The organism is Hymenobacter sp. 102 (genome assembly GCF_049949205.1).
Classification (GTDB): domain Bacteria; phylum Bacteroidota; class Bacteroidia; order Cytophagales; family Hymenobacteraceae; genus Hymenobacter.
Map to the genome: position 1 here is coordinate 1,971,575 of NZ_CP188172.1, position 17,720 is coordinate 1,989,294.

The 17,720-nt window shown below is 59.4% G+C and carries 15 protein-coding genes; 9 read left to right on the plus strand and 6 right to left on the minus strand.

What is annotated here, in order from left to right:
* Positions 1–100: 100 nt before the first annotated feature.
* Positions 101–3,073, plus strand: coding sequence for a protein translocase subunit SecDF (gene secDF / locus ACN19L_RS08445; RefSeq protein WP_426493076.1), 2,973 nt, complete (start codon positions 101–103; stop codon positions 3,071–3,073).
* 154 nt (positions 3,074–3,227) lie between these two features.
* Here the strand turns inward: secDF and ACN19L_RS08450 are convergent, their stop codons facing one another.
* A complete protein-coding gene (locus ACN19L_RS08450; RefSeq protein ID WP_244697269.1) occupies positions 3,228–3,860 on the minus strand; it encodes a NifU family protein in 633 nt (210 codons plus the stop codon).
* A 167-nt stretch (positions 3,861–4,027) separates the two neighbouring features.
* Between ACN19L_RS08450 and ACN19L_RS08455 the strand changes: the two genes are divergently transcribed.
* Both ACN19L_RS08455 and ACN19L_RS08460 read left to right on the plus strand, forming a co-directional pair.
* Positions 4,028–5,392, plus strand: coding sequence for a sodium:proton antiporter (locus ACN19L_RS08455; protein ID WP_426493077.1), 1,365 nt, complete (start codon positions 4,028–4,030; stop codon positions 5,390–5,392).
* A gap of 32 nt (positions 5,393–5,424) precedes the next feature.
* A complete protein-coding gene (locus ACN19L_RS08460) occupies positions 5,425–6,774 on the plus strand; it encodes an HTTM domain-containing protein (RefSeq protein ID WP_426493078.1) in 1,350 nt (449 codons plus the stop codon).
* Positions 6,775–6,821: 47 nt separating this feature from the next.
* On the opposite strand, the gene aroC is transcribed toward ACN19L_RS08460, so the two are convergent.
* Together aroC and ACN19L_RS08470 are read right to left on the minus strand one after the other, a co-directional pair.
* Positions 6,822–7,898, minus strand: a complete 1,077-nt coding sequence (aroC, locus tag ACN19L_RS08465) for a chorismate synthase (RefSeq protein WP_426493079.1) — start codon at positions 7,896–7,898, stop codon at positions 6,822–6,824.
* 117 nt (positions 7,899–8,015) lie between these two features.
* Entirely contained in the window at positions 8,016–9,485 is a 1,470-nt protein-coding gene (locus ACN19L_RS08470; protein WP_426493080.1) for a BatD family protein, read from the minus strand.
* Between the two features lie 286 nt (positions 9,486–9,771).
* Here ACN19L_RS08470 and ACN19L_RS08475 point away from each other — a divergent pair, with 286 nt between their 5' ends.
* From ACN19L_RS08475 to ACN19L_RS08495, 5 genes are all read left to right on the plus strand, one after another.
* Positions 9,772–10,500, plus strand: coding sequence for a ferritin-like domain-containing protein (locus tag ACN19L_RS08475; protein ID WP_426493081.1), 729 nt, complete (start codon positions 9,772–9,774; stop codon positions 10,498–10,500).
* A gap of 30 nt (positions 10,501–10,530) precedes the next feature.
* On the plus strand, positions 10,531–11,394 hold the full coding sequence (locus ACN19L_RS08480) for a ferritin-like domain-containing protein (RefSeq protein WP_426493082.1): 864 nt from the start codon (positions 10,531–10,533) through the stop codon (positions 11,392–11,394).
* Positions 11,395–11,567: 173 nt separating this feature from the next.
* On the plus strand, positions 11,568–12,272 hold the full coding sequence (locus ACN19L_RS08485) for a ferritin-like domain-containing protein (protein ID WP_426493083.1): 705 nt from the start codon (positions 11,568–11,570) through the stop codon (positions 12,270–12,272).
* A gap of 21 nt (positions 12,273–12,293) precedes the next feature.
* Entirely contained in the window at positions 12,294–13,172 is an 879-nt protein-coding gene (locus ACN19L_RS08490; protein ID WP_426493084.1) for a ferritin-like domain-containing protein, read from the plus strand.
* 269 nt (positions 13,173–13,441) lie between these two features.
* Positions 13,442–13,636 (plus strand): hypothetical protein, encoded by a 195-nt coding sequence (locus ACN19L_RS08495; protein WP_426493085.1) that lies wholly within the window; start codon positions 13,442–13,444, stop codon positions 13,634–13,636.
* Positions 13,637–13,735: 99 nt separating this feature from the next.
* On the opposite strand, the gene queG is transcribed toward ACN19L_RS08495, so the two are convergent.
* From queG to ruvB, 3 genes are all read right to left on the minus strand, one after another.
* Entirely contained in the window at positions 13,736–14,725 is a 990-nt protein-coding gene (queG, locus tag ACN19L_RS08500; RefSeq protein ID WP_426493086.1) for a tRNA epoxyqueuosine(34) reductase QueG, read from the minus strand.
* Positions 14,725–15,228 (minus strand): hypothetical protein, encoded by a 504-nt coding sequence (locus ACN19L_RS08505; protein ID WP_426493087.1) that lies wholly within the window; start codon positions 15,226–15,228, stop codon positions 14,725–14,727. The genes queG and ACN19L_RS08505 overlap by 1 nt, the downstream gene beginning before the upstream one ends.
* A gap of 96 nt (positions 15,229–15,324) precedes the next feature.
* Positions 15,325–16,371: a Holliday junction branch migration DNA helicase RuvB gene (gene ruvB / locus ACN19L_RS08510; protein WP_426493088.1), complete on the minus strand. Its 1,047-nt coding sequence runs from the start codon at positions 16,369–16,371 to the stop codon at positions 15,325–15,327.
* Positions 16,372–16,551: 180 nt separating this feature from the next.
* On the opposite strand from ruvB, the gene ACN19L_RS08515 reads away from it, so the two are divergent.
* Positions 16,552–17,517: a hypothetical protein gene (locus tag ACN19L_RS08515; protein WP_426493089.1), complete on the plus strand. Its 966-nt coding sequence runs from the start codon at positions 16,552–16,554 to the stop codon at positions 17,515–17,517.
* The last annotated feature ends 203 nt before the right edge of the window (positions 17,518–17,720 follow it).

Genomic DNA, 17,720 nt, shown 5'->3' on the forward strand with positions numbered 1-17,720 from the left:
TGGAGCAGAAGCCCATGTGCGGCTGGTAGTACAGGCAAGGGGCTCCCCCTGCAATCAGCCCTTCTTCCCTTCCTTCTGGATTATCCAACCCTACTTTTTCATGCGTAATAAAGGACTCATCATTACGCTGACCGTACTCGTGTCGGCGTTGTGCTTGTATTTCCTCTCGCTGACCCTCGTTTCAAGAGGCGTGCAGCGGGATGCGGCGCGCTACGCTACGCGCGGCGGCCAGGTCAACGAGAAACTTCGGCAGCGTTACCTCGACTCAGTGTGGCGCGCTCCGGTATTTGGCCCGCTCACGTACAAGAATGTGCGCCAATCGGAGCTGGGCCTGGGCCTGGACCTGAACGGCGGTATGCACCTGACCGTGGAGGTGTCGCCGGTGGAGATTGTGCGCGCCATGAGCGGCAACTCCAAAGACCCGATATTTAACAAGGCCATGGCGCAGGCGCAGGAGCTGCGGAAAACCAACCCCTCCACGCCGTTCACTACCCTGTTCGCGCAGTCGTTCCAGCAGCTTGCCCCAAACGATAAGCTGGCCCGCATCTTTGCCAACACCACTAACAAGGGAGCCATCGACATCAACGCCTCCAATGAGAAGGTGCTGAGCGAAATCAACAAGCAGATTGAAGAGGCCATTGGCCGCTCATTTGATATTCTGCGCAACCGCATCGACAAATTCGGCACCAGCCAGCCCAACATTCAGCGGGTGAAAGGCACGGGCCGCATTCAGATTGAGCTGCCTGGCGTGGACAACCCCGACCGGGTGCGGAAGCTGGTGCAGGGCCAGGCCAAGCTGGAATTCTGGGAAGTATGGCGGCAGGATGAGTTTGCGCCCTACCTGAACCAGCTTAACCAGGTGCTGAGCGCCAAGGAGCAGGCCGCAACGCCCGCCGTAGCCGCCGCTGCTAGCACTGATACCGCTGCCACCACCACGACCACCGGCGACTCGACCTCCCTGGCCAGCCAGCTGGCCAAGAAAGGCACCGCTGCCACGGCCAAAGCCGATTCGGCGGCTCCCCAAAAGAACGTACTGGCCAGCCTGTTCACCATGCCCGGCACGCTGGGGGCCAACATCCGCGACACGGCCCGGGTAAACGCCATGCTGCGCAGCCCCGACACCCGCTCGGTGCTCCCCTCTAACCTTACCTTCCTGTGGGGTGCCAAGCCCGACGTGGTGGAAGGCCAGGAATACCTGCAGCTGTACGCCATCCGGAAGAGTGCCACCTCGGAGGCCCCCATCGGCGGCGAGGTTATCAGCGACGCCACCGGGGACTTCGACCAGCTCTCGGGCCGCGCGGAGGTAACGATGCAGATGAACCCGGTGGGAGCCCGCAAGTGGCAGCGCCTGACGGCCGCCAACATCGGCCGCCAGATTGCCATTGTGCTCGATGACTATGTGTACTCGGCCCCGAACGTGCAGTCGGAAATTGCCGGTGGCAACTCCAGCATCTCGGGCAACTTCCAGATTGAGGAAGCGCAGTTGCTGGCCAGCACCCTGAAGGCCGGTAAGCTCCCCGCCCCCACGCGCATCGTGGAAGAAGCCATTGTGGGTCCCTCGCTGGGTCGCGAAGCCACCAACCAGGGGCTGTACTCGGTGATTGGCGGTCTGGCCATCATCATGCTGTTCATGGCCGTGTACTACGGCCGAGCCGGTATGGTAGCCGATGCCGTGCTGCTATTCAACCTGTTCCTGATTATGGGTGTGCTGGCCAACTTCCAGTTTGCCCTGACGCTGCCCGGCATTGCCGGTCTGCTGCTGGTAATTGCTGCCTCGGTGGATGCCAACGTACTGATTTTCGAACGGATCCGGGAAGAGCTGGACCACGGTCTGCAACCCACGGACGCCATCAACAAAGGCTACTCGCGGGCTACTACGGCCATCTTCGACTCCAACGTCACGCAGCTGATTATTGCCGTTATCCTGGGCTTCTTCGGTACGGGTCCGGTGCAGAACTTCGCCATTACCCTGGGTATCGGCGTGTTCACCTCCTTCCTGTCGGCCGTGTACGTGTCGCGCCTCATCATTGAGCGCATGGTGAAGAACAACGGCAAGGCCCTGAGCTTCAGCACCCCGTTCTCCCGCAACCTGTTCAAGAACATCAACCTGGATATTGTGGGCAAGCGCAAGATTGCCTATACATTCTCCAGCATCGTCATCGTCATCGGCTTCGTGCTGATGTACCTGCAGGGTGGCCCAAACCTGGGCGTTGACTTCCGCGGGGGCCGCGAGTACATTGTGAACTTCAGCAAGCCGGTAGTGGCTTCGGACGTGCGCGACCTGCTGACGCAGGACTACTTCGGCGGAGCCGGCACGGAGGTGAAAACCTTCGGCTCGGAAAGCCGCCTGCGCATCACCACCGGTTACCTGGCCGCCGACGAAAGCGCCGACGCAGACAAGCAAGTGGAAACGGCCATGTTCAAGGGCCTGAACACCAAGTACAGCGCCCTGAATCCTACCAAAGTAAGCTCCTCGAAAGTGGGCGCCACCATTGCCGACGATATCAAGCGGACCTCGGTGCTGAGCCTGGGCCTCACCCTGCTGGCCATCTTTGTGTACGTACTGTTCCGCTTCGAGAAGTGGCAGTACTCGATGGCCGCCGTGGTGGCTTTGTTCCACGATGCGCTGCTGGTTATTGCCTGCTTCCCCATTGCCCGGGCCTTTGGCCTGAACTACGAAATGGACCAGGTGTTCGTAGCGGCCGTGCTGACGACCATCGGCTTCTCCATGAACGATACCATCGTTATCTACGACCGGATCAGGGAATACCTGCGCGAAAACAAGCACCTCACGTTTGCCCAGGTAGTAAACCCGGCCCTGAACAGCACGTTCTCCCGCACCATGATTACGTTTACCACGGTATTCCTGGTGATGGTGGTGCTCTACGTGTTCGGGGGTGAAACGCTCCGCTCGTTCTCCTTCGCCATGATTATCGGTATCATCTTCGGTACGTACTCCTCGCTGTACATTGCCGCCCCGCTGATTCTGGATACCTACGGCCGCAAGGAAAAAGAGCGTCTGAACACCTCCGAAGCCGGTGCGCCCAAGCTGAACACCGCCGCGCAAGCGTAGAGTATTGAATGATGAGTTATGAGTGCTGAGTTGTGATGATTGCCAACTCAGCTCTCGTAACTCATCATTCATACTTCTCCCAACGCACAAACAAAAGCGCCCGACCAGTACTGGTCGGGCGCTTTTGTTTGTGCGTTGGGAGAGCTTTCTACGTTTAGAAGCTGGCGGTTACGCCTTCGGCTACTACTTCCTTCACCTCGGGTACCATGCGCTTGAGCAGGTTCTCGATGCCGGATTTCAGGGTAACGGTGGCCGAGGGGCAGCCGGAGCAGGAGCCCTGCAGGTTTACCGTTACGATGCCTTCGTGGTAGCTTTTGAAGGTGATGTTACCACCATCCTGCTCCACGGCGGGGCGTACGTAGTTATCGAGCAGGTCGATGATTTTCTGGCTGGTTTGCTGGTCGGCCTCCGAGGCGTCGCCGGTAGCGGCGGCCTGCTGGGCAGCACGCTGCTCGGCGGCGGGGTCCACGGTGAAGATGGGGCCGCCGGCCTCCACGTAGGATTTCAGGAAGGTGCGCAACTCCGGAATCAGCTGAGCCCACTGGTGCTCGGTGGTTTTGGTGATGGTGACGAAGTTCTGGGCGATGAACACGCGGCCCACGTAATCGAAATTAAACAGCTCCTGAGCCAGCGGCGAGTTGGCGGCGGCTTCCAGGTTGGGATAATCCACGCTCACCCCATCCGCCAGCAGCTGGGTGTTGAGCACGAATTTCATGGATTCGGGGTTGGGGCTGGCTTCGGCGTAGATAGAAACCGGCGCAGCGGGGGCAGTGAGTTGTTCAGCCATGTTTGAAAGACTTGGAGACAAGCGGAGAGAAGACCCGCCAAAGTGGCGCGGCCTGAAAGCATAAACCGCCCGGGGCGGTAATAGTTGCAAAGGTAACGGAATAGGGTCACACGCGCTTGCAGCGGGCGGCGGCAGTTTACCGTAAGGCCTATCTTCGCGCTCTGCCTATGGTTCTTGCTCTGCTCCTTTCTTCCCAGGTTCCGGCCTGGCCGCTGCTACTGCCATTTTTCGGCCTGCTGGGCCTGATTGCCACCGGCCCGCTGCTGTTTCCGCATTTCTGGGAGAAGTGGTACGCGCATGTTGCCGTAGGCCTGGGGCTGCTGATGCTGGCTTACTACGGCCTGGCTTACCACGACTGGCACACGCCTGCTGAAACCCTGGCTGAGTATTTTTCTTTTGTGGTGCTGCTTACGGCCCTGTTTGTGGTGGGCGGCACGCTGTATTTCAACCTGAACGTGCCCGGCACCCCGCGCCGCAACGTGCTGCTGCTGGCCGGTGGGGCGGTACTGGCCTCCGTAGTGGGCACCACCGGGGCCTCCCTGATGCTCATCCGGCCCCTCATTCGCCTCAACGACCAGCGCATCCGGCCCTATCACATCGTCTTTTTCATCTTCATTGTGAGCAACGCGGGCGGGCTGCTCACGCCCCTCGGCGACCCGCCGCTGTTCATCGGGTACCTACGGGGGGTACCGTTTTTCTGGACTACCAAGCACCTGCTGGTGCCCTGGCTGCTGAGCAACGGGCTGCTGCTGCTGCTGTTCTGGCTGAAAGACCGGCGCAACCCCTACCCTGTCCGGCTCTCCCGCAACGAGCAGCGCCGGGCCCGCTCGGCCAAAGGGCTGCCCCTGTTCGATTTCAGTGGCCGCTACCACTGGTGCTGGCTGCTGCTGGTGCTGGGGGCCGTGTTTCTGGACCCTGCCCGCCTGCCCTGGCTGCCTTACCTGCCGGTGGTGGGGCTGAAAATTTCCTTCGTGCGCGAAATCATTCAGTTGGCCGCGGCCTGGGGCTGCTACCGCACGGCCCACCACAAAGCTGTAGCGGCCAATCATTTCAACTTCGCCCCGATTCTGGAAGTCGCCTTTCTGTTCTTCGGCATTTTCCTGACGATGATGCCCGCACTGCAGACTGCCGCCCACCTGGCCGCCGACCCGGCCGTGGCCAGCCAGCTCACGCCAGCCTCGCTGTACTGGCTGACGGGGGTATTGTCGGCGTTTCTGGATAATGCGCCCACGTACGCGTCCTTTCTGGGGCTGAGTCTGGCCGGGCACGAGCTGAACTTTGCCCACCCCGCCGAGGTGCAGCAGTTTGCCGAAGCCGCCGCTACGCTCCCGCTGCTGCGGGCCATTTCGAGTGGGGCCGTACTGTTCGGGGCGCTTACCTACATCGGTAACGGCCCCAACTTTCTGGTGCGGGCCATTGCAGAGAAAGAGGGCGTACCCATGCCCAGCTTCTTCGGCTACATCGGCCGCTATGCCTTGCCCTACCTGTTGCCGGTGCTGGGCATTGTGAGCGGGTGGCTGCTGTGGGGCTAATCCGGCAGCGGCCCGGCTCCGTAAGGAAGCCTATGCTGCACCGTCTTGCCACCGCGCTATTTCGTCCTGTTGATAGTGCCTGGCTGGTAGCCTTCCGCGTGGGGGCGGGGTGGCTGCTGGCGCTGGAGCACGGCGGGGCCGTGGTGCTGGGGCGGGTGCACAACTATACGGAGCCCCGGTTTCACTTCCGGTATATGGGCTGGGAATGGCTGCCGCACCCACCACCCGCAGGAATTTACGCCGTGTATGCGCTGATTATGGTGGCCGGCCTGGCCGTGGCAGCGGGCTGGTACTACCGGCTGATGGCAGCCCTGCTTAGTGCGGGCTACGTGGCGTTGCTGCTGCTGGAGGAAACCGAGTACATCAACCACTTTTACCTCTACGCCCTGGTAGCCGCCGTACTGGCCGTGCTGCCCGCCCACCACGCGGCTTCCGCCGATGTGCGGGCGGGCCGGGTTGCGCCCCGCAGCACGGTTCCTGCCTGGACGCGCCTGCTCCTGCTGTTCCAGATGGGGCTGGTGTACTTTTTTGCCGCGCTGGCCAAGCTCAACCCCGACTGGCTGGCCGCCCGGCCGCTAACAGTGTGGCTGGGGGCTAAAGCTTCGTACCCGGTAATAGGCTCGGTGCTGGCCGCGCCGGCCACGGCCTGGGTACTCAGCTACGGGGGTATTGTGTTTGATGCCCTGGTGGTGCCGCTGCTGCTCTGGCGGCGCAGCCGGGCGTGGGCCTTTACCGGGGCCGTGCTGTTTCACCTCACCAACGTGGTGGTGTTCGGGCTGGGCACATTCCCCTGGTTTTCTATTCTGCTTACGAGTCTGTTCTTCTCCCCCGCCTTTCCGCGCCACTTGCCCGGCTTCGTAGGCCGGTGGTTTCGGGAGCGGGTACCACGGCCGGAGCAACCGGATTTGTCCGCTGAACAGGTACGTTACCCACGTTACTGGCGGGGCGTGGTAGCAGGGTTAGCCCTGTTTGCAGTGGTGCAACTGCTGCTGCCCCTCCGCCACGTACTCTACCCCGCCGATACGCACTGGACGGAGGAAGGCCACCGCTTCAGCTGGCACCTGATGCTGCGTACCAAGTCGGGCACGGCAGTTTTCCGGGTGCAACTGCCCGATGGACGAGTGGAAGTAGTTCAGCCCGACACTTACCTAACCCGCAACCAGCTCAGCAAACTCACCGACAGCCCCGATTTGTTGCTGCAATTTGCCCACCTGCTGGCCCGGGATTATGGGCAACGGGGCCTGGTTCCCACGGCTGTATTCTGCGAATCGTGGGTGAGCATGAATGGACTCCCACCCCGGCCGCTGGTTAGCCCCACGCTTAACCTGCTCACCGTGCAACGCGGCCTGGGCCATTATACCTGGGTAATGCCGAGGCCCTGAATTTAAACCGCCCGCTGGTTTATCACTCCGCGCCGGAAGCGCAAGCCTTATACCCGATTGGCGCGGGCGCGCAGCAGCATATCGGCCAGCACCAGGTTGGTCATGGCATCCACGATGGGCACGGCCCGGGGCAGCACGCAAGGGTCGTGGCGGCCCCGGCCGACCAGGCTGATGGCCTCGCCCTGGTCGTTGATGGTAGCCTGGGGCTGCAGAATAGTGGCTACGGGTTTGAACGCCACCCGAAAGTAAATGTCCTGTCCGTTGCTGATGCCGCCCTGAATACCCCCCGAGTGGTTGGTGCGGGTGCGCACCTGCCCGGCCTCATCGGTATAGAATCCGTCGTTGTGCTCGGAGCCGAACAGCAGTACACCGGCGAAGCCGGAACCGTACTCAAAGCCCTTCACCGCGTTGATGCCCAGCATAGCCCGGCCCAGCTCGGCGTGCAGCTTATCGAAAACGGGCTCACCCAGCCCCGCGGGTACCCCGCGTACCACCCCCGTTACCAGCCCCCCCACCGTATCGTGCCGGTCCCGCACCTGCCGAATAAGGTTGGCCATACGCTCCGCCGTTTCGGGGTGCGGACAGCGGACGGGGTTTGAGTCGGTTAGGCCCAGGTCCAGCTGCTCATATCCCACCGGCACCTGCATGGCTCCCACCTGCGACACGTAGCTGCTCACCACAATGCCTTCCCGCAGCAGCAGCTGCGCGGCCACGGCCCCGGCGGCTACGCGGGCGGCCGTTTCGCGGGCCGAGCTGCGCCCCCCGCCCCGGAAGTCGCGGCGGCCGTACTTCTGGTCGTAGGTATAGTCGGCGTGGGAGGGCCGGTAGGCGTGCTCAATGTGGGAGTAGTCGTGGCTGTGCTGGTCCTGGTTGCGGATGAAGAGGCTGATGGGCGTACCCGTGGTTTCGCCCCGGAAAATCCCCGACTGAATTTCTACCTGGTCGGCTTCGGAGCGGGGCGTGGTCAGGTCGCTCTGGCCGGGGCGGCGGCGGTCCAGCGCCACCTGAATCTGCTCGGCACTCACCGGCAGGCCCGCCGGGCAGCCATCAATAATTACCCCAATGCCGGGCCCGTGCGATTCTCCGAAGGTGGTGATGCGAAACAGGGTACCAAACGTATTCATGGGGCAAACGGCTAAAAATGAACTTGCGGGCCGGATGGCGGCAGCACTACTCAATGCTTAGCCGCCATCCGGCCCGCAAGTTCACCTGAAAACTCGCCATTTCACAATTTTCGGGGTTTAGCGCCGGGCCCGCCACCACCCCACGCCGGCCAGCACCAACAGCAGCCCCACTACCAGGTTGGCGTAGTAGCGCACATTGCGGTACACGTCGCGGGGTTGCGGCGTGGCTTCCGCATCGGCCAGGGCCTCCCGGTAAAACGGGTCGTCGGGGATGGGGCGGAGCTGGGCGGCGGCCTGTTGCGCGCCCCGCACCACCGGCTGCAGGCCGGAGCGCAGCGTATCGTAGCGGGCGGCGGCGGGGTTGAAATATACCAGTTGAAACAGCGTATCCAGGGCCAGCGGGCCCGGCCGGCGGGCTACCAGCCGAAACTGGAAGCTTTTACGCCCACCTACCCGGCCGTTCTGCCGCGTCAGGCTCTGCTGCACCTCGGGGCCATACACTTCCAGCGCGGGCGTGGTGGGCGGAGCCGCCAGATTTACGGCCGCCAGGTTTCCTTCCCCTTCCACTGTGAAAGTATAAGTAAAGGTTTTGCCCGTGCGGAAAGTAGTGCGGTCAATGGCCTCCTTCAACTCATAGTTCCCCACGGGCACCAATTCGCGCAGCGGGTGTGGGGGCAATGGTAGCACCGCCACCGTGCGGGCCCCCGAGCGGTAGGTTTTATACCCTTCCATCCGGTTATCAAGGCCGGCAGCCGGGTTCTTAGCTATCCGGTACTTCAGCATCTGCAGCTCCACCGCGGGAAACGTAAGCGGCTGCGTGTTCAGCGGATATAGTTCAGCCTCCCACAGCCGGTAACGCAGAAATGGCTTTCCACCCACCGTCACATTCTCCGGTACCACTTCCTGCTCCTCAAAACGCTCCTCCCACGCACTCCGCTGCCGCAGTTGCTGAATAATGCCGGGCAGCTGACCGGCAAAATTGTAGAAGTTAAGCACCGCCTGGTCCTGCGGGGTCAGGTAGAAATACAGCCCCACATGCAGGCCCTCGCCCACTACCACCCGGGCTTTTTCGGGCACCACGGCCAGAAACGCCTGGTCCTGCGGTTCCACAAAATCCTGGGGCCGGGGCTTACCGAACAGCTGGTCTAGTAATCCGATACCCTGCAACGGGCTACTGCTGGCGGGCGGGGCCGCCGTGGCCTGGGGGCCCACCTTCAGGGTTGCCCCGCCCGATTCTACCGTCAGCCCGTTGATTTTCATGCTGAACGGCTTCACTTGGTAGGTGCCTTCCGCAAAAGCGGCGTACCGCTGGGTAATAGTCAGCTCGGAGGAGGATTTCCCGCCTACGATGCGGGTAGTAGTGGTGCTGGATTTCCCGCTTTTTTTGAAGCCCTCCAGGTCTGGAAAGGCCGAATACCGCTCCAGAGGTGCGCCCCGCAGCTGAAAGCTGATGGTGTAGTACTCATTGATTGGAAAAGCCGGCGTGCCCAGCACAATGCGGGCACTGGGCGCGGGTACTTGGGCCACCGCCTCCCACGCTGTGGACAGCAGCAACAGCATCCACCATAAAATCAGGTTCAGGCGCATGAGTCGGCACAATACGGTTCCGGCCAAAGCTAGACAAAAAGCTTCGCCGAGAACTTACCGTTGTTTTGACGTGATAGTTCCGCACTTCACGCTCAAGCAATTATCAGAAAACTCTTACAAGATTTTGGCTTTCTACAATCCATGCTGTAAAGCTTGGCGTATCTGCTCACATACCACACCACCCTTTATAGATTCCTGCGTTTTCCAGGTTTATTTATAAGAACCGCTTTAGAGCAGGGTGGCTTCGTATTGCCTGTAGTTTTCTTTCACCCAACCAGTTCTACCCATGTCCGACAACAAAAAATTCGGCAGCGACGAAGCGGAATTCGCCAAGCCCCTGTTCGTGCCCATCAAGCGGCGTTCTTTCTTCATGTATGCCGGCGCCACGGCCGGTGCCACGGCACTGCTACTGGCCGGTTGCGACGATGACGACGACAATGGCACCACCACTGGCACAGTGAGCCTGGGCTCGGGTGATGTGGGCGTGTTAAACTACGCGTACGCTTTGGAGCAGTTGGAAGCCGCCTTCTACGCCCGTGTGGTATCTGATTCCAGCTTCAATACGACCTTCTCTAATGCCGACGAGCGCACGGCTCTGCAGGCTATTGCCAAGCACGAAGCCATCCACCGTGACTTCTTCAAGGCAGCTATTACGGCAGCGGCCTCCTCGTCCATCATTCCCGGACTGAATCCCAACTTCGACAGCATCAATTTTTCTAACCGGAACTCGGTGCTGACCACCGCCAAGACGTTCGAGGATCTGGGGGTAGCCGCCTACAATGGGGCTGGCCAACTGATTCAGAGTGCTGCCTACCTGACGCTGGCAGGCAAAATTGTATCGGTGGAGGCTCGCCATGCTGCCTACATCCGCGACTTGCTCACGCCCGGCTCCTTTGCCGATAACACCACCGTAGATACAAACGGACTGGATAAGGCCATGACGGTTTCGCAGGTTCTGAGCGCCGCTCAGCCCTTCATCAAGGAAACCATCAACGGCGACAACGTAGGCAAATAACCTTTCTCTCCACTCTGACATCTACATCCCATGAATCTGTTTCAAATAATTGCTGAGCTCGAGAAGGTTGACCCAGAAATTGCCGACCGCCTCACTCACCGCCGGAGTGCCCTCAACGCCATCGGCAACATTGGCAAGAAGATGGCCCTGGCCGCTGCTCCCATCGCCATTGGTTCGGCCTTTAACAAAGCCGTTGGTCAGAACACCCTGACGGCCGTAAACGACATTCTAAACTACGCCCTGCTGCTGGAGCGGCTGGAGTACAGCTTCTACAACCAGGCTCTTTCGGCTACTACTCTCACGGCTACCCTCACCGGGGCCGACCGTACGGCCATTGAAACCATCCGGGCCCATGAGCTGGCGCACGTGAACCTGTTGCAGGCGGCGCTGGGCTCCAATGCCGCTGCTACGCCTACTTTCAACTTCGGCACCGCCTTTTCCACGTACCCCACGTTCCTGACGTTTGCCCAGGCATTCGAAGACACGGGCGTACGCGCTTACAAAGGACAGGCCGCCAACATTCCCCGCACGCTCAACCCAACGGTGAACGGCCAGACTGTAAACCTACTGACGGTTGCCCTGCAGATCCACTCGGTTGAAGCCCGTCACGCGGCCCACGTACGCTACATGCGCCGGGGTACCACGGCCGGTGCGCAAACCACCATCATGCCCTGGATTATGAATGCGGAGGCCAATGGGGCCCCGGCTGCCGTATATGGCGCGGGCAACCCGGCTGCCAACTTCCCGGCTGAAAGTAACTTGGTTCAGGGTGGCCTGACGCTCACTTCCGTGGGTGGCAATACTTACGATGCTGCTGACGTAAGCGCTGCCTTCGATGAGCCGCTCGACAACACGACCGTAACGGCCATTGCCCGCTCGGCCGCTACATTCTAGAAGCCGGTTACACTGCTTTTCCCAAAGCTTCGCAAAAGGCACTCTCCGCTGGGAGGGTGCCTTTTTTCGTGCAACCTTTTGCCGGGCAGCGGCATCCTCCGAGAAGCAGGTTATCTTTGCTGACCCCGACGCTGTCCGGTGGCTACTGCCGGACGGCTGATTTACTCTTGCTTATGTCTACTTCTGCTTTTTCAGCGCGTCCGTTTCGCCGCCGCACATTCCTGCGCGTAGCCGGGGCTACGGCCGCTTCCACGGCCCTGGTGCTGGCCGGCTGCGGCTCCGATGATGACCCGACTCCGACCACCCCTACCGGCACTTTTCTGACGTTCACGAAAGACGACAACGGAGTCCTGAACCTGGCTTATCTGCTGGAACAGCTGGAAGCGGCTTTTTATCAGAAAGTGGTTGATAAGTTTCCCGGCGACTTCACCACCGAGGACAAGGCCGCTTTCATCGACCTGCGCGACCATGAAGTGATTCACCGCGAGTTTTTGAAGTTCGCGCTGGGCAGCAGTGTTTACGATGCCGGGACCACTACTCCCCTGGCATTCAATTTCGATTCCTTTACGCTTACCACCCGGGCCGGGGTGTACGCCGCTGCCCGCACGTTGGAAGATATTGGAGTTGGTGCCTACAACGGAGCCGCTAAGCTTCTCTCTTCTACCCGTACCCTGGAGCTGCTGGCCAAACTGGCCTCCGTGGAAGCCCGGCACGCCGCGTTTGTGCGGGAGCAGGCGCAGGCTGATTCGTTTGCCAGTACCGGAATTGTGGATGTAAATGGCCTCGACACGGTGAAAACACCAGCGGAAGTAGCCGTTCTGCTCACGCCATACGTGCCGCTGACGCTGGTAGTCGACAACCTCACCGCTCTTTCCTAAGCCCTCCGCCCCCGTACTGCCATGGATTTTCTAGACCTGCTGGGCCGCCTGGCCTCACTTGATACTCCTGCTGCCGCCCCGCGCCGCTCGGCTCTCTCACGTTTGAGCAATGCGGGCACGGTGCTGCTTCCCGGGCTGCTTACTGCCCTGGCTACCCCAGCCCAGGCCGGCACCCAGAATACCCGCACCCCGCTTGACGCCTTTAAGCTGGTGCTACGGTACGAGAATCTGCAAGCCGCCTTCTACACGCAGGCACTTAGCTTCCAGTCCCTGTTCACCAACGCCGCCGATGTTCTGAGTGCGGTGCGGCTTATTCAGGGTCAGCAGAAACAGCACGCGACGGCTCTTGCTACTATCATCAGCAATTCCGGCAGCGCGCAGGATGCCACCCCTAGCTACGATTTCACGGGCAGCCGCAATGGAACCCAGGGCGCTCAGTATCCCGATGTATTCACCAACCTGAACACGTTTCTGCAGGTTGCTCAATTGCTGAAAGATGCCAGCGTGCGGGTGTACAAAGGTCAGATCAGCTTTCTGCAGGCGGACAATAACCTACTGGAAACCGCCGTGCGGCTGCATTCTACTGAGGCCCGGCACGCGGCCCACATCCGCACGCTACGGCGGCGGCGGGGGGTTAGCGTTAAAAGCTGGGTTAGCCCCTCCGACGCACCTATTACGGGAGTAGCAGCGGATGCGGCCTACAATGGAGAAGCCAACACGACCCAGTATGTGGCGTTCAATAACGCCGTTACCCGGGTGCCCTTTGATTCTTCCCTGCCCATTAACGTGGGTACGCCCCCACTGAGTGCCGCCGCAGTGCTGGCAAAAGTGGCCGAGGCTTTCGATGAACCCGTGGAAGCCAGCGTTGCTACTGACCTGCTCCGACAATTCACCTATTAGTTTGATAACACCCGAATAATATTCGGCTCATATAATACCCCGACTTTTGCCCCTGCATCCACCTCCTGCGCGAGGTTGGCGCAGGGGCTTCTTTCTGGTAGGCAGTTCACCGCTCCACCACTTGCATTTCAGAACTAATCTTTTGTATATTTCAAGAAATAAGACAGAAAATTCTAACAACTGTTAGCCTTTTTTCATCCTGTCCGTACAAGTGCCTGCCCACTCTCCCCCGCTCTGTTTACCCACACTACCCGCTAACCATACTACCCATGCTCGAGTACGCTAAAACCATCCTACTTAAAGTGAGCTTTGACCGGATCCTTTTTGAGAAAGAACTGCGTAAAGCTCTCCGGAACCTGGTGCCAGCCGAGCTTTCAGAACTGAAAACTTGGTGCTACAAGCAGTTTTCTAAACTGTACCGGCGCGTACTGAACCGTGTATTCCGCCAGCCGGTTGCCGCGTAACCGTTCCGCTCTCCTTTCCACTACCTCCCACATGCCGGAGCCGGACGCTGGCCTGCCATTACAGCAGGCCAGCGTCCGGCTCCGGCATTTTCGGGTAATTCACATCCGGGGTTCTTCCGTGGGGTGCTCCCCGGTTTCCAGACCGGGTGCACCGGGCTCTTCGCCCAGCACAAACCGGATGTTGCGCTGCAGGCCCGCGTAGCCCGTCCGCTTCACCGCCGACTGCCGGAACAGTTCCGAAAACAGCTCGTGGGTGATTTCCCGCCAGTCGCCGGGGGTTAGGTCTTTCAGGGCTGGGTGGGCTGTGAATTGGGGCTCCTGGTGGGGCCGGGAAAAGCGGTTCCAGGGGCACACATCCTGACAGATGTCGCAGCCGAAAATCCAGTTGCCGAACTGTCCGTTCACTTCCCGCGGAATCTGGTCTTTCAGCTCAATGGTAAAGTAGCTGATGCACTTGCTGCCATCCACCACGTAGGGTTCCGTAATAGCTTGGGTGGGGCAAGCATCCACGCACTTAGTGCAGGTGCCGCAATAGTCCTTGATGGGGCCGTCGTAGTCCAGCTCCACATCCACAATCAGCTCGGCAATAAAGAAGAAGCTGCCGGTGCCGGGCCGGATGAGGTTGCTGTTCTTGCCCACCCAGCCTAGGCCGCTTTTTTGGGCCCAAGCCTTATCCATCACCGGCGCTGAATCCACGAAACACCGGCCGCCCACCTCCCCTATCTCCTGCTGCATATCCTGCAACAGCGTCTTGAGCTTATCCTTGATGACAAAGTGGTAGTCGCGGCCGTAGGCGTATTTGCTGACTTTAAGCGTATCGTCGGGCTGCTGCTGGTCCTCGGGCGGGTAGTAGTTCAGCAGCAAGGAAATGACCGATTTAGCCCCGTCCACCAGCAGGCGCGGGTCGAGGCGCTTATCGAAGTGGTTGGCCATGTAGGCCATCTGCCCGTGCATGTTGCGGTTCAGCCAGTTCTCCAGGCGCGGAGCTTCTTCCTCCAGGAACCCGGCCTTGCTGATGCCGCAGTACATGAAGCCCAGCTCCGCCGCCCGGCGTTTGATGAAAGCAGTGTAGTGGGCGGTGGGCAGCATTAGGGAGTACGTGTTAGATATTTCTTTCTTATATATTTTATTTCTGCCGCGACTCTAGCAATATTATCAGAATGTTTTTCAAGCATAAAATCATCATATCCATATCTATTTCCTAATGAAGCAATAGAATCATTCAGCAATATACTTCTGCCGCATATTGTAGCACTTGCTTTTCCTTCAATAATCTGAGTGAAAATATACCACTCTTGTTCTGTCTTTATAGGCAGCCCACAGTCGCCCATACCATAACCAGTTGATACAGATATTTTCTTTCTACCGTCTTTTTTCAAATTATCTAATACTTCAAATACTATTATCTTATGCCAATTATCTGTACTATCAATAGAAACTACTCTGCCAATAAACACTGATTCAGCATTTACTAATTCTACTTTCCCTAATTTCTTCAACTCCTTACATTGACATGCCTTAGCAGGTAGTAACGAAGCAACATATACTACTATACAACACAACAGGTAGCAATATATATTTGTAGAAAGCATCTTAATTTAAGATAAAGGCTTAAAAAGCAAAACTGCGGAAAGATACCTAAATACAGGCTCTTCCCACAGCTTGTGCGCTTAGTAAAAGCGAAAGTCCTAGCTAAACAGCTCGCCCGTAGCCGTGTTGCCGCGCAGGTGCTGGGGCATGGGGCGGCCGAGGTGCTGGTAGGCCAGTTCGGTAGCTTCGCGGCCGCGGCTGGTGCGCTTAATGAAGCCTTCCTGAATGAGGAAGGGCTCGTACACCTCCTCGATAGTTTCGGCTTCGTCGCCGCAGGCGGTGGCAATGGTGCTCAGGCCCACGGGCCCGCCCTTGAACTTGTCGATGATGGTGCTCAGGATGCGGATGTCCATCTCGTCGAGGCCGTTCTGGTCCACATCGAGGGCGTTAAGGGCAAACTCGGCAATTTCGCGGGTGATGGTGCCGGTACCTTTGATCTGGGCGAAGTCGCGAGTGCGGCGCAGCAGATTATTGGCAATGCGCGGGGTACCACGGGAGCGGCGGGCAATTTCAAAAGCGGCATCCTCATAGATAGGGGTACCCAGGATTTCGGCCGAGCGCTGCACAATGCTGGTCAGCAGCTTGGAATCGTAGTATTCCAGGCGGGAGCTGATGCCGAAGCGGGCCCGCAACGGGGCCGTGAGCATACCCGAGCGGGTAGTAGCCCCGATGAGCGTGAACGGCGACAACGAAATCTGCACCGAACGGGCATTGGGGCCCGAATCGAGCATAATGTCGATGCGGTAATCCTCCATGGCCGAGTACAGGTATTCCTCCACCACCGGGTTCAGGCGGTGAATCTCGTCAATGAAGAGTACGTCGTTCGGCTCCAGGTTGGTGAGCAGGCCGGCCAGGTCCGAGGGCTTATCCAGCACCGGGCCGCTGGTCATCTTGATACCCGATTCCAGCTCGTTGGCAATGATATGCGAGAGAGTGGTTTTGCCCAGGCCGGGAGGGCCGTGCAGCAGCACGTGGTCGAGGGCTTCGCCGCGGTGCTTGGCAGCAGCCACAAACACTTTCAGGTTCTCGACTACCTTACCCTGCCCGGTGAAATCATCGAATGAAAGCGGCCGTAGGGCTTTGTCAATGTCCTTTTCGGAAGCGTCCATGTGGTCGTTGCTCCCGGTCATATACGGTTCGCGCATAAGCGTAATGAGTTGTTCAGCGTGTCGAAAGGTAACACTTTGGGGCCGGCGTTGGTGCCTTTTTTAGCAAAAAATATTATACCGAGCCTATTTAACTAATATTTTTAGCAAGCAAGTTGTGACAAGGTCCGTGCAGATTGGCAGCCGGGTGTAACTTGCAGCCTTATCCGCCGCTTCCGTATGCCTGATTCCTTCGCCTGGCTCAACGCCCTGCCTTCCGATTTTTACGACCAGCTGGCGCACTGCCTGAGCCTGCACGGCATGGCCGCTACCGAGCTGCTCAGCCGCCCCGAGGCCCAACCGTTGGCGGAGTTGACCCGGCTAAGCCCGGAAAAAGTGCAGCGGCTGAACCACATTCAGACCCAGACGGCGCTGCTGGCGCAGCTGCGCACGGAGCCGCTGGCTTTGTACCAGTTGCTGCTGCTGGGTCGCCTGACGCTGGAAACGTCGTTGGCTGCGCCAGTGCTGGCCTACGTGCAGCAGCAAATGGGCATTGACGCGGCCCAGCTGGATACTCTCAACACGTATTGCCTGGAGCTGAGCGGTGCTTTTCTGGCGACACTGGAAGAGCACGTCGCGGCCCCGGCCGGTGTGGCATCTCTTGGTCTGTACCGCCTGTTGGTAGAGGAGGCGTTTGCTCAGGTAGTAGCCGCGCAGCCCGCGCCGGCCCTCCCGGCGGCCAACCTGCGCCTAGCTGAACCGCAGCTGCAAATGCTGCGGCTGGCTTTGCTGCTGGTCCACAGCCTGCCCAATACTGCCGACCACCCGTTCCTGCGGGCCGTAGCACAGTTTCCGAACCTGCAACCCGCCGCGCTGGAGCCGCTGATTGAGCATCTGGGACGGGTAAGGGCGCAGGAACAGCTGACGCTCACCATGCCCGAGCTGGTGCAGCTCTATCAGGGTATGCAGGTGTGCGGGATGGTATTTGTATCGGATGTTATGAGCCAGATTGGGCTGGAGGACGCCTTTCCGATCCTCCCGGAGGAGGAAGTAGCCGTTACGGAGGCCGCGCCAGTAAGCAACCGGCAGGCCGTAGGCGAAATGGTAAGTGGCTTCACGCACTGGGTGCAGCATACCTTCCCCGATGCCCCTGAAATTCAACGTGCCCGCCAGGAAATCCTGGCCCTGGCCGATACGCTGGGGTAGAACAATGGGTGAATGGGTAAAGTTGTGAAAAGCTGTCATTGCGAGGAGGCACGACATTCCGCGCATTAAGCGGCGTCAATCCTTCCTTCACCTAGCGCGAAACGCTGACCTATTCAAAAGCCTTTACGCCCGGTGTAGGAGTAATGCTTTTCAGTTCTTCGAGGCTTACCTCCTTGAACAGGCAGGATTGCTTCGCGCTGCTC

What these genes read in the sequence shown, in the direction of transcription:
- ACN19L_RS08470 (WP_426493080.1), bottom strand. Translation starts at nt 9,485, where the DNA reads ATGCGCCTGAACCTGATTTTATGGTGGATGCTGTTGCTGCTGTCCACA.
- ACN19L_RS08495 (WP_426493085.1), top strand. Translation starts at nt 13,442, where the DNA reads ATGCTCGAGTACGCTAAAACCATCCTACTTAAAGTGAGCTTTGACCGG.
- ACN19L_RS08490 (WP_426493084.1), top strand. Translation starts at nt 12,294, where the DNA reads ATGGATTTTCTAGACCTGCTGGGCCGCCTGGCCTCACTTGATACTCCT.
- ACN19L_RS08515 (WP_426493089.1), top strand. Translation starts at nt 16,552, where the DNA reads ATGCCTGATTCCTTCGCCTGGCTCAACGCCCTGCCTTCCGATTTTTAC.
- ruvB (WP_426493088.1), bottom strand. Translation starts at nt 16,371, where the DNA reads ATGCGCGAACCGTATATGACCGGGAGCAACGACCACATGGACGCTTCC.
- ACN19L_RS08480 (WP_426493082.1), top strand. Translation starts at nt 10,531, where the DNA reads ATGAATCTGTTTCAAATAATTGCTGAGCTCGAGAAGGTTGACCCAGAA.
- ACN19L_RS08450 (WP_244697269.1), bottom strand. Translation starts at nt 3,860, where the DNA reads ATGGCTGAACAACTCACTGCCCCCGCTGCGCCGGTTTCTATCTACGCC.
- ACN19L_RS08505 (WP_426493087.1), bottom strand. Translation starts at nt 15,228, where the DNA reads ATGCTTTCTACAAATATATATTGCTACCTGTTGTGTTGTATAGTAGTA.
- ACN19L_RS08485 (WP_426493083.1), top strand. Translation starts at nt 11,568, where the DNA reads ATGTCTACTTCTGCTTTTTCAGCGCGTCCGTTTCGCCGCCGCACATTC.
- ACN19L_RS08455 (WP_426493077.1), top strand. Translation starts at nt 4,028, where the DNA reads ATGGTTCTTGCTCTGCTCCTTTCTTCCCAGGTTCCGGCCTGGCCGCTG.
- secDF (WP_426493076.1), top strand. Translation starts at nt 101, where the DNA reads ATGCGTAATAAAGGACTCATCATTACGCTGACCGTACTCGTGTCGGCG.
- queG (WP_426493086.1), bottom strand. Translation starts at nt 14,725, where the DNA reads ATGCTGCCCACCGCCCACTACACTGCTTTCATCAAACGCCGGGCGGCG.
- ACN19L_RS08460 (WP_426493078.1), top strand. Translation starts at nt 5,425, where the DNA reads ATGCTGCACCGTCTTGCCACCGCGCTATTTCGTCCTGTTGATAGTGCC.
- aroC (WP_426493079.1), bottom strand. Translation starts at nt 7,898, where the DNA reads ATGAATACGTTTGGTACCCTGTTTCGCATCACCACCTTCGGAGAATCG.
- ACN19L_RS08475 (WP_426493081.1), top strand. Translation starts at nt 9,772, where the DNA reads ATGTCCGACAACAAAAAATTCGGCAGCGACGAAGCGGAATTCGCCAAG.